We start from the raw sequence: 14282 nt of genomic DNA, 5'->3' as shown, positions 1-14282 counted from the left end.
GTGTGGCGCCGTGATCTTGCGGACGTAGCCAGTCTGGTGAGCGCTGCGCTACCAGCTTCCTGCTGTTCTAGCGGGATACAGAGTCAGTTCAAATAATGAAGGAAGGCGGGCAGCTCCCGTTATCTGGTCGGATGAGTAGAAGGCTGACGTTCGCTGAGTTCTCGAGCTTGTCCATTAGCCTTCACATCGTAACCTGCTCGCGCTCGGCGAATGTCGGCGTGATGACCATCCGCCCAGACAAGCACGCCATACAGGGGGTCAAGGAAGGAATGGCCCAGGCCGGTGATGCGATATTCGACGCCCGGGAGCTTTGTCGGAAAGGCATGCCGCGAGACGAAGCCGTCCCGCTCCAGATCTCGTAACGTCGTTGTCAGCATACGCTTGGAAATATGTGGAATCCTCCTGCGCAAACCGCCGAAGCGGTGGGGAGCGGAGCCCAGACAGAGCAGGATCAACGTGTTCCACTTGCCTCCGAAATGCACCAGAACGTCCCGAACCGGGCATTCCGCCGGGTCCCCACTGGCAATTAGGGCGATATCGAACGGCCCACTCGGCATGGTCGGTCGAAGTGTCACGGCAGGGAACCTCCAGGTAACCGGGCAGGAAAACCTGCCTTCTTGCACATCATGTTGTAGGTCTCAAAATGGCACCAGTCTCAAACTGAACCCATAGGACCTCTGATGATAAACGCTTCGGCTCCGTCCCTGCTCGTGACTGGTGCGGCAGGTCAGCTTGGTCGGCTCACTGTGGAGAGGCTTCTGACTTCAGGCGTATCGAACATCGTTGCCGGATCACGCGACCCGTCGAAGCTCGGCTCCCTTGCCGACAGGGGTGTGGAGGTCCGCAAGGTCGATTTCGACGATCTTTCCTCTCTCGCCGTGGCGTTCAATGGCATCCACCGTGCCTTGATCGTCTCGACTGACGCAATCATGGTGCCGGACCTCCGGCTGCGGCAGCACCTGGCTGCTGTGAACGCGGCCGTAAGGGCCGGGGTCGAGCATATCGCCTACACGTCGCTTCCGAATGCGGGTCCGGAATCCCCTGTGCCCTTCGCTCCGGACCATCGTGAAACGGAGCGAGCAATCGCTGAAAGTGGCGTCGCCTTCACCTTCCTGCGCAACAATTTCTATATGGAGAACACGTTCTTCATGGCCCGAGCCCTGGCGTCCGGGCGGGTCTTCTCGTCGGCTGGTTCCGGACGGTCGTCGCATGTCTCGCGTGCAGATGCCGCCAGTGTCGCCGCGGCTGTTCTGGCTTCCGGAATTCCGGGGGCCTATGACGTCACCGGCCCGTCTTCCCACACAATCGATGAGCTAGTCGCTGCTCTGGCTCGGGCAGTTGAACACCCCGTGGAGGTCGTACACGTCTCGGATGATGAACTGGGGCAGGGCATGATTGAGGCCGGGCTTCCTCCGGCCATGGCCGCAGCCCTGGTGTCGATGGACGTCGCTACACGCCGGGGGCTGCAAGGCACTGTCACCGATGCCGTTCGGGCTCTGACCGGCCATCCGGCTGTGTCGCTTGCGGAGTTCCTCGCTGTAAGCACTCATCGCGCGGCGCTCGTGAGGCCCTCGCAGCACTGACGGCTCCTAAGCTGCGCAGCTCCAGCATCACGCAGAGGCTCCTGGTCTAACCAGCACCATCATGTCGGCCGACCCCGGCGCGTTGCTCGGCAGGCTCTGTAGGGGCACTCCTGAGCGCAGTTGACCGCGCTTCTGGGTATCGCAGCTTGCCCAGCACCTGGCGCACTGTGGCGGCGCCGTAGACGGGCAGCAGGGCAACGATCGGCACGGCAATCTCGGCTCCGCAATCCCGGCGCCAGGACGCTGCGGGCACCGGCTGCAGCGCGTGCAGGTCAAACCGGAATGCGCGGCTGCACCGTCTGATCGCCGCTACGGTAGCGTTCGCGGTGGTGGTGGAAATTGGGATCCCGTGAGGGTGTAGCTGGAGGTGGTCACCGGATCTGCTGGCTAAGGTGGAGTTGCGACACCGCAACCTGACCGGAGAACCCGATAACCGAGGAGAGACTACCTTTGGCCGAGCTGCTGGCCAAAGCCGGAGAACGACGATTTTCTACGCAACGTGGCGGAGGCGATGGTGCCGATTGCCTGTGACTAAAATGGTCAATCTTGATCCTACTTTGTCTGAGCCGGATCAATCCGGAGTTGAAGGATGTTCGTCAGGGATGGCGAGCACTCTGCCGGACCTGTTATCGGCGTCCAGACCGACCACCTCAGACCCGCGCCGCAGCCAGTATCGGACCGGCGACGGCGGTCTGCACCAGCACGATCGAGCGCAGATGCAGGTTGGTCGCCGTGGGCAGCCGGTAGTGGACGGTTCCGCCAGCCCAGGCGCCAAGATCAGCGACCTGCCGGACGACGTTGCGATGCGGCAGTGTCCGACCGCCATTCTCGCCGCGACGGATCGGTATCTGCTGGATCGACGGATCGTAGCGTACCAGCAGTACATGGGACGGTGTGGGCGGCGCGGCGCCTGAGATCTCCAGATTTCCCGCCGTGCTCGAGATCGCCGGGCCACCGGTGCCACGGTCAGCGCTGCGCACAAGGGCGGCGAGCTCCTCCCGGTCATTGCCAACCACGTCGGAGCGGCCGTTCACCACGACTTCAGGGGTGAACACGTTGTCACGGTTGAAGACTCGAGCGTAGTCATACTGGCGCTGGGTAAAAGCTGGCTGGGCAAAGGTGTCTTTCCAGCCCAGCGAGTCCCAGTATGTCACCTGCCAGGACAGGGTCAGCAGATCGGGGCGGTTTGCCAACGCCATCACGTTGGCATTTGCCGGAGGGCAGGATGAGCAGCCCTGGCTCTGGAACAACTCGATCACCGTCGGATGCGCGGCGTCCGCAGCACGAGCGGCGGGGGCGAGAGCGAACAACGCCAGGACGGGGACCAATCCGGACAGCCAGGAGTTCGTGGCGGCGATCATCGCGCGGTTCTGTTGCATGCATCGACAAGCATGAGCATCAGCGGACCGCCATGCCGATGGGGCGGGTGGACGCATCGACCGGCAGGGTGACCAGCTTGCCCGGATCGCTGGTGATCTGTCCCGAAGATGGGTCGAAGTCGAACACGTGGATCTTGTTGCTCTTGCCCGCCGAGGCAACGCTGTTCTCCTGCTCCAGCACGTAGACATGCCGTTGGTCCGGCGACAGCGAGAACTCGAAGTAGCCTCCCAATCCGCCGCCAACAGCGCGGGTGACTTCAGTTGGGCTCGACGGGTTGCTCAGGTCGAACACCGAAATTGATTGATCGGCCGTATTCGCCGCCAGCAGGAAATGCCCGTCACGGGTAGTGCGCAGCCAGCACGGCCCTTGGCCGGAGTCCGCAACCGCCCCAATATATTGCAAATGTCCCTCCGTATTCCAGCGATAGATAGCGACCCGGTTCACGTTGACCAGGCCGGCATAGAGGAAGGGCCGCGACGGGTGTGCCCACAGGCCCAGGGCAAGCGCCTGTACACCGTCGAACGTTGGTGGAAGAGCCGTGTCGGCCTGGGTGATTGTGCCGTCCGCCTGGCGGGCGAATGCGGAGACGTCGCCGCCGGCGGGAAAGTTAGTGCCAAAGATGAAACGGCCGGTATCCGTGGTCAGGACTTGAGTCGGATTGGACGCCCTCGGGAGAGAGAGTTCCTGCCGCGGACGGCGGAGCGGAAAGCCGCCGGGGAGCAGGTCGAAACTCTGTATATTAGGAACGGGTGTGGACGTAGCCTGTGCAGGATCCTCGGTGCTGTTCAGGACCACCAGGCTGTTTGCCTGCTGACCGATGGAGACGGGTGTACTGCCGCCGGAGGCAATGGGCCAGCCAAGAAGATTGGCGAGCTGCCCTCCAAAGCCGATATGAAGCGCCGATATGGTGTTCGACCCGCCGTTGACGGCATAGAGCGTTCGCCCATCACCGCTCAATGTGAGCTGCTGGTCGTTGTCGAATGGGCCAAGCTTGAAGGATGGATCGAAATAGCCCGTACCTCCGGTGAGGAACGGCGAGCCGGGTAGCGGCTGCAGGCTGCCATCATACGAAAGACCGAAGGCAAAGACCGCGTTCTTGCCCGAACCGGTGGCGTTCGACTCGACATAGAGCGTCTGGCGCCCAGCGATGTCGTATGCTGGTGTATTTACCGTCCCTGCCGCCAATGCCGGCACGGTAAGCAGCCCGCTTGCCAAAGCCGAAACGGCAAACGTCCGCGCGCGGACCGACAACGACTTCTGAGGATATTCCATATCGCTACATCCTGGATACTCCCCTGTGTTCGAGATGTCGCTCTTGGCGGTTACAGCGTAGCCGAAGAAACCTGCTTCGCTTCGCCACCGAAGTGGTTAGGTCATGGTGAGGCTACCATCGCGTCAACGGCGGCAATATCAGCCGCGTCGCCAGGGTGACCAGACCGCAGCCGACGCTGTACCATATGGCGATATAGAGCGGGTCGTCGGAGGGACAGGCGAATACGAAGACGAATGCTCCCCAGCTGGCCGAAGCAATTCCTACGGTCCACGCGCTGCCGTTGCGATCGGTGGGGGCGCCACCCCGCATGATTACGCCGAGGCCCAGCACGGGTGGGATCGCCAGCAGGACCATCTTGTAGACGCACTGGATCCCCTGGTGCCAGTCCAAACGGGCGGCCAGCACAGCCCATCCGAACCGCAGTTCATCGATGACCCATCCGGCCGCCAGCACAAACATCAGAAGCGCGATCACGAGCTGGAGGCCACGACGGGGCGAGTCCTGCGGCGCGAACGAGATGATGGCCGCGGCACCGCTCGCCAGGGCAATTGCCCCGGCGCCGGCAAGCTTCCACCAGAACGAAGGCTGGCCCATGGCGTGCGGCATATCGGGTCGCATGCCGCCAAGCAGCAGGAAAAGCACAAGCTCGATCACACAGATTGCACCGATAACAGCGGCGTTGAGGCCGCGCGTGCGCGCCCGTACCGGACGCAGCTTCTTCGACAACTGGTCGATGAGCGCTTCATTCGACATCGGCTCGGCTCCCGACCAGAGCGGACAAGCGGCTGAGACCACGGTGGATGTTCACCTTTACCAGAGGTTTGCTCTGGCCGGTTCGCAGTGCCGCCTCCTCGATACTCAGGCCCTGCAATTTGACCAGCCGGATCACTTCGGCCTGCGCCGGCTTCAGCTCATCCAGCAGCCGCTCCAGCGATCGGCCGCCTGCTACCCGTTCACCGTGATCCTCGACGGCGATGTCGTCGTTCAGCGGCTCGGACCGGCTCCTCTTCATCGCGCGCAGTCGATCGATCCATTTGTAGCGGGCGATTGCCGCCAGCCAGGGTGCGAAGGCCCTGGCCGGGTCGTAGGTGTGACGCTTCTCGTGCACTGCAAGCAGTGTGTCCTGCACGGCATCGTCGATCATCGACGGCGGCAGACGCCGCCTGTAGTACGCACGGAGCCACTTGTCGAGCTCAGCGAGGAGCGCCCGGTATTGCAACGCGTCGCCCGCCTGGGCGGCCACCATCATGCTGCTCCACTCCAGGTCCGACACCAAAGCCTCCGCCACAACATGCTGTTCATGTTCTGCGGGTCACTCTGGCCTGCAGCTTAAGGACCGACGATACGGTGCGCCTGTGTAAGACAGAACCGGACCTGACGCGTAACGCGCGGAGCCGCAGCGCCTCGGGAATATGGTGTGCTCTACAGCCGGGTGAGCGCTAACCGCCTTCCTCCCCGTAGTTCGACGGGAACAATGCGCGTCGGGTCGCTTCGTCGTTGACCTTCTTGAAGACGAATTCCTGTCCGACTTGCCGGGCGCGCGCAGCGGCGGGACGCGCGTCGACGGTCTCGAACAGTCGCTTGAGGTTAGGGTATTCCGCGAGTGGGTCCGCTTCGCCTTTGCGGACGCGGGAGGCACGATCCAGCCAGCCCCAGGCCGACATGTCGGCAATCGTGTAGCGCTCGCCGGCGATGAAGGTCCGCCCAGCAAGCTGGCTCTCCAGCACCTGATAATGCCGCTCTGCCTCGCGGCGGTAGCGGTTCCTGGCGTAGTCCAGGCCGTTCGGGGCCGCATATTGGAAGTGCACCGCCTGCCCGGAGAAGGGCCCCAAGCCTGAGGCGATGAACAGGAGCCACGAGAGCAGCTCCGGTCGGTCCCTCGGTGTGCCCAGAAACTGCCCGGTCTTCTCTGCCAGGTAGATCAGGATTGCAGTCGAGTCGAAGATGCGAACCTCCTCGTCATCCGGTCCCTCGGTGTCGATGATCGCTGGAACCTTGCCATTCGGGTTGACCGCGCGGAACGCGGCGGTGTGCTGCTCGCCCTTGCTGGTGTCGATGGGGATCGGCACAAACGAGAGACCCGCCTCTTCCAGAAAGAGCGAGACCTTGGCGGGGTTCGGTGTGGGATGGAAGTAGAAGCGGATCATGAATTTTCCCAGGAAAAGTCGAGGCCGAGGTGGTGGTTCGAGCGGCCGCTTCGACACTGTGTGGCACGGACGATGCGAAGACCGCCCATATGCCGGCAAACCATGGGAAGCCCTGCTTTTCCCAGTGGCCGCCCGGGTAGGTATTCGTCACCTCCATTGCCGTGATCCATTTCGGGTTTTGTAGCCGAGCTTGGTGGACATGCGCAGGCGCAGGCGCAGCGGGAAGCTGAATGGACCGGTGATCGTTTCATTTTAGCATAATCAAGGACCAGCGTCCGCGGCGCTCCAGGCGATGTCGCGGAACAATGCTGCATGAGGCTGCTTGACGCCGAGGATGTAGTAGCCGCCGTCCTCGGCAGGCCCAAGCACAACGCGATCGCCAGGCTCTGCCGGCAGGGCAGCCGCACGGATGAGAAATGCGGTGGGGAGGGTCGGGCCGTCGGAATTCAGGACGCAGGCGGACACGTAGCCGGCGTCCAGCAGGTCGCGTACTGCACCGAACAGGGATCGGCCGAAACCCTCCACGCCGTCGGGCATGACACCTTCACCATCGGCGAGCAGGAGCCCGGAGCCTGCTGCCAGGTATGGCTTGAGCTCCATTTCCTCGCCGGCGGGCGCATAGGCGACGCAGGCGGAGATCGGCGCCGAGGACGCCGCCAACGCAACATTGGTTGTGGTGTCCAGCAAAAAGGCCCCGCTCAGAGCCGCCGCAGCCTCCGCCCCTATGACGGCACCGAGGCGCGTCTTGGATCGACCCGCGCAAGGAACCTTGCCCATCGTCGCAGTGGCGCAGTGGCGCAGCCCGCGATGTCGGTATCAACAAATGGAATACGCAGGGGCCCGCTCCCGTCAAGGTCGATACCCATAGTTCGTCGGAACTGAGGTGAAGGTTACAAAGCCGTCGTCGCAGGGTGCGTCTTTGGCGGCTTTGCCGTTCCCCACCCGCTGCAACAGCCACTGGTAGTAGGCGACCGCCTGCAGCGAGGTATCGTTTGTCAGCGCATAGGAGCCGTTGAGGTTGGCCGTGATATAGCTGTTCGCGTTGGCAATTCGGCGCGGTGAATCGCGCCGCGCCGCGACCACGGGCACCTCGCCGTGGGCGAGGGTGACCGACACCAGGGTATGGCAGTTGGCATTCTTGCGTAGAGAGGTGGTGTATTGCGGGGCCACGCCTACCGAGTGGAAGACCTTCTTGGGCAGGGCGGTATCGTCGATCACCAGCACGGCGTCCGCACCGCCGACCAAGCGGTCCGCCTGCACGAGTAGCTCCGCCTCCAGGGGCGCGCTGTTCCAGGCGCTGGAGGCGACGAAGTGATGCAGCCGGTCCTACTCGCCCGGCGTGAACCGCTCCACCATCGGCTGCCCGCTCTTGCGATCGCCCGGACCGATCAGCTCCGCAATGTAGAGCGGGCACATGCGGCGGCGTTTCGCGTGCCCCAGACGGTCCAGGAACGGCGCAAGCCATTGCTCCAGCCTCTTCGTCCAGTCCTTGCTCGACGCGACCATGGTCGGCTTCCCGAAATCGACCTCCTATGATTTACCCAAACCCCGGCAAAGGATTCTTCAAAAACCAGGACGCTCATACGTTTCTGCCAAAGTAATGCTAGAAGTCTGAATTTTTTGGGACGTTGGCATCCTGTCGCGGCAGCCGTAGGAAATCCAGACGATATGCAAGGAAGATGCGGATACCCGGAGTTATGGATTATTGATTGCGGCAATAACACTGTGTTCTATCTAGTGACGTTGCTGATTATCGATCCGGGCCGAGATAGGTGGTCCAGTCATTGGAGGTCATCATGCAGCAATTAGACAATAAGGTCCGTTACCTTCTGGACCGCCTTGAAATACAGGACAAGATCGCGCTCTACGGACTCGGCCAGGACCTGCACCAGCCAGATGCCGACAACAAGAATATACTCGAGCAGTGGAACGAGCTGTTCACGCCCGATGCGACGATTGATGTCACGAGCCTGGGGCTGAAGGTCTTCACCCTTCATGACTACGCGGAGCTGATGCGGGGCAAGGACCTGAAGGGCGGTGGCCTCGAGACGCCGTTCAAGGCATGGCAGCACCTGGAAGGGCACGCGACGGTTAAGATCGATGGCGACACCGCGACGTCGCTGGCGCTCCACCACCATACGCATGAGACTCGCGACGGCACGGCCAACCTGGTCGATGCAGGATACTGGCATGACGACTGGGTGAGGACGTCCGAGGGGTGGCGGATCAAGTCCCGCCGGCACCAATCGCTCTACACCAACACCTTCCCGGTGATCCCAGGACCCAACTTCCTGAAGGCCTGACGGCTTCGTCGCGACACGGACATTGGCTCCCTGTCACCTATAAAGTGGACGCTGGCGCTCTGCCACCCATAGCTGAGGAATGAACCTTGGACCTACAACTCCACGGCAAGACGGCCATCGTGACTGGCGCCAGTATGGGCCTGGGTCGTGCGACCTCCAAGGCGCTGGCTGCCGAAGGTGTCAAGGTGTTCGCGGTGTCGCGGACGCAGGCGTTGCTGGATAGTCTTGCGGACGAGATACGGGCGGCGGGCGGACCCGAGCCCGTCTGCCTCGCCTGCGACTTCGTGGCGACTGACGGGCCGGACCGGATCGCGTTCGAGGCGGCCAAGGCGATAGGTGGGATCGACATCCTGGTCAACAACGCGGGGGGCAGCCGGCCGACGGCGTGGAACGCGACCGAGGCGGACTGGAACGAGGGTCACACGCTGAACTTTACGCGTCATCGACAGCTTACCCAACTGATGTTGCCGCAGATGATGGAGCGTCGGTCAGGCCGAGTCATCAGCATGAGCGGCTCGCTGGAACTCAAGCAGGTCAACACGGCCGCGGCGGCCAAGGCGGCGCTGGTCGTGTGGTCCAAGGGACTCTCGCACGAGATGGGTCGCTACGGAATCACCGTGAACTGCATTGAGCCGGGCCTGATCGACACCCAGCAGATCCGGCAGCTTTTTCCGGGCGAGGCGCGTTGGAACTATGCGGACCAGCATATCGCGATGGGCGACTTCGGAGAGCCGGAGGACGTCGCGGCGGCGGTGGCCTTTCTTGCGTCCGGCTCCGCGCGCTATATCACCGGCATCACCCTTGGCGTCGACGGGGGCATGCGCTACCGCTCGTTCTGATCCCGCATACGGGACGGGCGGTCGCGGAGGCGTTCTGGACCTTTTGCACGGGATGCGGGTGTTCGTCACGGTCGTGGAGACCGGAGGGTTCGCCTCGGCGGCCTCGGCCCTCGGGCTGACGCGCCCTCACGTGACGCTGGCGATCAGGAGGCTGGAAGAGACGGTCGGCGCTCGCCTGCTTCATCGCACCACCCGCAGCATGAGCCTGACCGCGGAGGGTGGACTTTTTCTCGATCGGTCGAGGCGACTTTTGACCGATGCGGACGATGCCCGCTCCCTCTTCGGAGGCGGTGCTGCGCGAGGAGGGCTACGGGTCGATCTCCCGGTCGCACTCGCCAAAGCGCTCGTGGCACCCCGGCTGGGCGAGTTCATACGCCGCTATCCCGAAATCCGGCTGAGCCTCGGCGTGAGCGACGCGACCGTCGATCTCGTCGCCGCCGGCGTGGACTGCGCCGTCCGGCTCGGCGAGCTGTCCGACTCAAGCCTGGTCGGCAAGCGGATCGCGTCCCTCGCAATGGTCACATGCGCGGCCCCGGCCTACCTCGAAGAGCATGGAACGCCGACGACTGTAGAGGATCTGCAGGCCCACCGTGCGGTGAGCTACTGTCACGGCTCCGAGCGCCGCGTCATGGAATGGCGGGTCAGGTGTGCCGGGGAGGAGCGGACGCTCCGGATGCGTGATGCGGTCCTCGTGAACGACACGGACGCATTCCTCGCATGCGGGCTGGCAGGCGTCGGGCTGATGCAGGCGCTCGGCATCACCGTGGCGCCTCACCTCAAAACCGGCGCCCTGTCGGAGATCTTGAACAGCTACCGGCCGTCGGCGCGATCCGTATGGGTTCTCCATCCCAGCCGACGGCTCCCATCGCCGCAGCTGCAGGCATTTGTCGACTGGCTTACGGAGATCATGTCGGAAGCTTCCAGTTCTTGGGTCAGCCGCGATGGTGGCGCAGATCGGAGGCGAGGCGATTGGTCACGTTCTGTTGACGGAGGCGCATATTCGGAATGACCGCTCGACCGTGACGACACTGGCGCTGGCGCCTTTGTCGGTGGTGCCCGAATTTCAATCGTAAGGCACCGGCAAACGCTTGATTGGCTCAGCTGTAAAAACTTGCGCGGATGCTGCCGGCGAGCCGACTTGAAAGATTCATATACGGCCATACATATAATCTGTGGGTCGGTCTTCCTATCGCGAGAAAATCCTGAGCGCCGGCATCTCCATCGCACACGAGCGTGGCTTCGCCACCTCCGGCGTGCGCGATTTCGTCCAGGCCGCTGCCGTGCCGCAGGGGTCGTTCATCAACAACTTCGGTTCGAAGGAAGCGTTCGGCATCGCTGTCCTCGATCGCTATTTCGAGGGTCTCGACGACATCATCGGCCAGACGCTTCGCGACGAGGCGCGTGGGCCGATCGAGCGCCTGCGCTCCTACTTCGACACCATCTCCGCCTCCTGCGAGCAGGCAGGTTGGCGGCTTGGATGCCTTATCGGCAACATGAGCCTGGAGGCGCCAAACCACAGCGACGCCATCCGTGAGCGGCTTGTCCGTATTTTCGCCGATTGGAAGCAACCTTTCGCAGAAGCCGTCCGGGCCGCGCAGGCGTGCGCCGACCTGAGCGCCGACCTCGACCCTGACGACGTAGCCGAGTTCCTGCTCGCCGGCTGGCACGGCGCCATGCTGCGCATGAAGGTCGACCGCAGCGGGGAGCCACTCGAACGGTTCAAGCGCGTCGTGTTCGCGACCGTCCTTGCGCGGCCTGCGTTTGCCTCAACCTCTACTGGAAAACCATGATGCATCAGCGTCCGATGAAGAAGCTCGAGGTTTTCGGTTCACAGATGGCCTATGTCGATGAGGGGAGCGGACCCGCGGTCCTGTTCCTCCACGGTAACCCGATGTCGTCCTACCTATGGCGCAACGTGATCCCGCATGTGGCGCCACATGCCCGGTGCATAGCACCCGACCTGATTGGTTTCGGCGACTCCGACAAGCCTGACTTGGCTTATCGCGTGCCGGACCAGGCGCGCTACCTCGACCAGTTCATCGAGATACTTGGCCTTGGTGACGTGGTGCTTGTGCTGCATGACTGGGGCTCGGCCCTCGGCCTGGACTGGGCGCGGCGGCATCCGCGCCGAATTCGTGGGTTGGCGTTGATGGAGTTCATCTGCCCACAGCCAACTTGGCTGGACATGAACCCAGTTGTCGCCCAACACTTCCAGGAGTTTCGCGACCCGGCGGGCAGCCGCAAGCTGCTGATCGACGAGAACGCCTTCATCGAGCGGATCGTCCCGGAAAACATCGTTCGGCAACTGCCACCCGAAGATCTCGACGCCTACCGGCGCCCCTTCCTCGATCCCGCAAGCCGTGAGCCGATCTGGCGTTTCCCGAACGACTTGCCGATCGCGGGTGAGCCGGTCGACGTTTATACCATGGCGGTGGCCTACCATGACTGGCTGCTCGAAACGGAGGTCCCAAAGCTGTTCTTCTGGGCCGACCCCGGTGCGCTGATCCCGGTCGAACGCGCCGCCTACTATCAAACTCGATTGAAGGCCTGCCACTCGGTCGCATTGGGCGAGGGAATTCATTACGTTCAAGAGGATCACCCCGACTTGATCGGGCGGGAGATCGCTGGCTGGCTTACCAACCTTCATTCCAGCGCGGAGCTGCGCTGAAACTCAGTTCAACATCCAGGCTCAAGTCAAGCCTACCTGCCCGGAGCACGGCAGCGTACACAAAGTCGACTGCAGGAACGGCTTGCGGCGGCTGAGGCGGAGAACGCTCGGCTGCGTTCCGGACAGCGGGCTGTCAGCCGTGGGCAGGATCGCCACGCTATCCTCGGTGAACTTAATCCCTAGCTTCTGTCCGAGGGGCCAATTTAAGGTTTATCAAGCCCCGTTTACGAACAGACCTAATACGTCCAGCCCTTGGGGAAAACATTAGGCGAAGAGCTAGCGTGCCAAGGTCGCTTTTGGGAGAACCAGCATGACACCGATCGCCAACTTCGGGCAAACCTCGCTCGAACGAATCGCCATCCACCCGCTGCGGCTTGCGATGGTGGTGATTTTCTTCTGGTTCGGGCTCCAGAAGTTCACAGCCTACGAGGCAATGGGCATTGCACCTCTTGTCAGCAACAGCCCGCTGACATCCTGGCTGAACGTGCTCGGCACGCAGGGTGCCAGCATGGTGATCGGGACATCCGAACTGACGTTCGGAGTGCTGCTCGCCATCGGCTTGCGCTGGCCCGGCAGCCTTGCCGCGATGCTCGGAGCGTTCGGATCATGCGTGACGTTCCTGACGACGCTCAGCTTCATGGTGACGACGCCGGGCGTATGGGCGCCAAGCGGACCGCCCCTTCTGTCCGGCACCACGGGTGTGTTCCTCATCAAGGATATCGTTTTGCTTGCCACGTCGGTCCTGCTGCTGGCGCAGGCTTTGGCTTACCGGCGGACGATGGCGACGATAGCGGAAGGTCGCTTCGCCCAGACCGCCGCGGTCACTATATCGCCGGCCCTGTAAGGGAGCGTCTTTCCCTTCTCGAACGAGTGACCGTGGTCGCGATACGTCTGGCCAAAGCAAAGAAAACCAGAGATGTTGCAGCGCATCACGACCATTCCCGACCCTTACGAGCCCTTTCTTCTGTCTCAAGGCATCCGCCTCGGCGACTTACTCTTCATCTCGGGTCAGGCCGGTTATGACGTAGACGGCCAGATCGTCCAGGGGACGGCGCAAGGCGAGCAGGCTTTCGCCAATCTGCGCCGCGCCCTAGTAGCAGGTGGCTCCAGCCTGGCCGATGTCGTCAAGGTGACAATCTTCCTGACCGACATGGGCGACTTCTCCAAGGTTGTCGATCTGCGGCGCAAGTTCTTTACCCCGCCTTATCCGGCCGACTCCATCGTCGAGGTCAAGGGGCTGTATTTGCCCGATGTAATGATCGAGATCGAAGCCATAGCGGCTGCCGGCGGCAATAGGAGGTCCGTTTGACGGTAACGCCGGGCACTGGCGGGAAGGCGGCTTTGCCGTCGCCTTTTCATCTCGGCACGTTAGCCCTGCGCAACCGCGTAGCCGTTGCCTTCATCACCCGCGTCAGCGCGAGCAAACATGCGCGCAAGTACCGATGATGTTGGTAGTCTTCCGTGACCTGAGTCGCAGCTTCTAATGGGCTGGATCTGGCTTCTGCTTGCGAGTGCGTTCGAGGTCGGCTTTACGACAACTCTTCGTCTAAGCCACAATTTTAAGAACTTGTATGCTGTTGCGGGCTTCGTTGTCTGCGTGGCTCTAAGCTTGCTTTTCCTTGAACTTGCGGAACGCCTGATCCCGCTTGGAACGGCCTATGCGATCTGGACCGGCATCGGCGCCGTGGGTACGGTAGCGATCGGCATTATATGGTTCGGTGAGCCTGCAACAGCCGTCCGCTTGCTGCTGATTGCCGGGCTGATTGCCTGCGCGATCGGCCTCAAGATCACGTCCGGTCGGTGATCGTTGCACCTACCGTTCTCTGCGGAGCACTAGCATGAGCGCGACTTGTAACGAAAACACCGACGGCAACCCTCAGCGCCGACTGCCCGGCTCAAATCTTAGGCGATGCTGACCACTGCGTCGTTGGTGGTGCTGGGAGGCGCCGTGGCAGGTAGTTTCGTCGCGGGACTTGCCGGCTTCCGCAATGGCCTTGTTGCGCTCGGCATTTGGCTGCACGTCATTGGGCCTGCCCCCGCGGCGACCCTTGTGGGGGTATGCTCGGTCGCTGGGCAAGTACAAACTAAC

General features: G+C 62.5%; 16 protein-coding genes and 1 pseudogene. 9 read left to right on the top strand and 8 right to left on the bottom strand.

Going from position 1 to position 14282, the window contains the following annotated elements:
* Positions 1 to 119 precede the first annotated feature (119 nt).
* On the bottom strand, positions 120 to 575 hold the full coding sequence (locus FE263_RS20500; protein ID WP_205880477.1) for a winged helix-turn-helix transcriptional regulator: 456 nt from the start codon (positions 573 to 575) through the stop codon (positions 120 to 122).
* Between the two features lie 105 nt (positions 576 to 680).
* Between FE263_RS20500 and FE263_RS20495 the strand changes: the two genes are divergently transcribed.
* Positions 681 to 1583, top strand: a complete 903-nt coding sequence (locus FE263_RS20495) for an NAD(P)H-binding protein (protein ID WP_138327904.1) — start codon at positions 681 to 683, stop codon at positions 1581 to 1583.
* 650 nt (positions 1584 to 2233) lie between these two features.
* Here the strand turns inward: FE263_RS20495 and FE263_RS20490 are convergent.
* The 7 genes and pseudogenes from FE263_RS20490 to FE263_RS20455 form a co-directional block, all read right to left on the bottom strand.
* Positions 2234 to 2944: a DUF1223 domain-containing protein gene (locus FE263_RS20490; protein ID WP_138327903.1), complete on the bottom strand. Its 711-nt coding sequence runs from the start codon at positions 2942 to 2944 to the stop codon at positions 2234 to 2236.
* A 37-nt stretch (positions 2945 to 2981) separates the two neighbouring features.
* Complete coding sequence (locus FE263_RS20485; protein WP_138327902.1) at positions 2982 to 4235, bottom strand: lactonase family protein; 1254 nt, start codon at positions 4233 to 4235, stop codon at positions 2982 to 2984.
* Positions 4236 to 4347: 112 nt separating this feature from the next.
* Positions 4348 to 4989 (bottom strand): NrsF family protein, encoded by a 642-nt coding sequence (locus tag FE263_RS20480; protein ID WP_138327901.1) that lies wholly within the window; start codon positions 4987 to 4989, stop codon positions 4348 to 4350.
* Positions 4979 to 5509 (bottom strand): sigma-70 family RNA polymerase sigma factor, encoded by a 531-nt coding sequence (locus tag FE263_RS20475; protein WP_138327900.1) that lies wholly within the window; start codon positions 5507 to 5509, stop codon positions 4979 to 4981. The genes FE263_RS20480 and FE263_RS20475 overlap by 11 nt, the downstream gene beginning before the upstream one ends.
* Positions 5510 to 5675: 166 nt before the next feature.
* Positions 5676 to 6383 carry a glutathione S-transferase family protein gene (locus FE263_RS20470; protein ID WP_138327899.1) on the bottom strand — a complete coding sequence of 236 codons (708 nt, stop codon included), beginning with the start codon at positions 6381 to 6383 and terminating at the stop codon, positions 5676 to 5678.
* Between the two features lie 261 nt (positions 6384 to 6644).
* Entirely contained in the window at positions 6645 to 7070 is a 426-nt protein-coding gene (locus FE263_RS20460; protein ID WP_171034256.1) for a TIGR04282 family arsenosugar biosynthesis glycosyltransferase, read from the bottom strand.
* Positions 7071 to 7448: 378 nt separating this feature from the next.
* Positions 7449 to 7889 (bottom strand): annotated as a pseudogene (locus FE263_RS20455) (transposase); the annotation flags it as partial.
* Between the two features lie 290 nt (positions 7890 to 8179).
* On the opposite strand from FE263_RS20455, the gene FE263_RS20450 reads away from it, so the two are divergent.
* From FE263_RS20450 to FE263_RS20415, 8 genes are all read left to right on the top strand, one after another.
* Positions 8180 to 8686 carry a nuclear transport factor 2 family protein gene (locus FE263_RS20450; protein ID WP_138327897.1) on the top strand — a complete coding sequence of 169 codons (507 nt, stop codon included), beginning with the start codon at positions 8180 to 8182 and terminating at the stop codon, positions 8684 to 8686.
* Between the two features lie 119 nt (positions 8687 to 8805).
* A complete protein-coding gene (locus tag FE263_RS20445; RefSeq protein ID WP_205880476.1) occupies positions 8806 to 9525 on the top strand; it encodes an SDR family NAD(P)-dependent oxidoreductase in 720 nt (239 codons plus the stop codon).
* 52 nt (positions 9526 to 9577) lie between these two features.
* Positions 9578 to 10534, top strand: coding sequence for a LysR family transcriptional regulator (locus FE263_RS20440; RefSeq protein ID WP_205880475.1), 957 nt, complete (start codon positions 9578 to 9580; stop codon positions 10532 to 10534).
* Between the two features lie 163 nt (positions 10535 to 10697).
* A complete protein-coding gene (locus FE263_RS20435) occupies positions 10698 to 11315 on the top strand; it encodes a TetR family transcriptional regulator C-terminal domain-containing protein (protein ID WP_138327895.1) in 618 nt (205 codons plus the stop codon).
* A complete protein-coding gene (locus FE263_RS20430) occupies positions 11312 to 12193 on the top strand; it encodes a haloalkane dehalogenase (RefSeq protein ID WP_138327894.1) in 882 nt (293 codons plus the stop codon). Before FE263_RS20435 ends, FE263_RS20430 begins: the two co-directional genes overlap by 4 nt.
* A 310-nt stretch (positions 12194 to 12503) precedes the next feature.
* The gene (locus FE263_RS20425; protein ID WP_138327893.1) at positions 12504 to 13037 is read left to right on the top strand and encodes a YkgB family protein; all 534 of its coding nucleotides are present in this window, start codon (positions 12504 to 12506) and stop codon (positions 13035 to 13037) included.
* Positions 13038 to 13109: 72 nt separating this feature from the next.
* On the top strand, positions 13110 to 13502 hold the full coding sequence (locus FE263_RS20420; RefSeq protein ID WP_138327892.1) for a RidA family protein: 393 nt from the start codon (positions 13110 to 13112) through the stop codon (positions 13500 to 13502).
* Positions 13503 to 13676: 174 nt separating this feature from the next.
* Positions 13677 to 13997 carry a DMT family transporter gene (locus FE263_RS20415; RefSeq protein ID WP_138327891.1) on the top strand — a complete coding sequence of 107 codons (321 nt, stop codon included), beginning with the start codon at positions 13677 to 13679 and terminating at the stop codon, positions 13995 to 13997.
* Positions 13998 to 14282 lie beyond the last annotated feature (285 nt).

It is taken from the genome of Lichenicoccus roseus, assembly GCF_005844085.1.
Classification (GTDB): Bacteria; Pseudomonadota; Alphaproteobacteria; order Acetobacterales; family Acetobacteraceae; genus Lichenicoccus; species Lichenicoccus roseus.
Note: the sequence above shows the minus strand (reverse complement) of the source record. Positions and strands in the feature narration are given on the sequence as shown.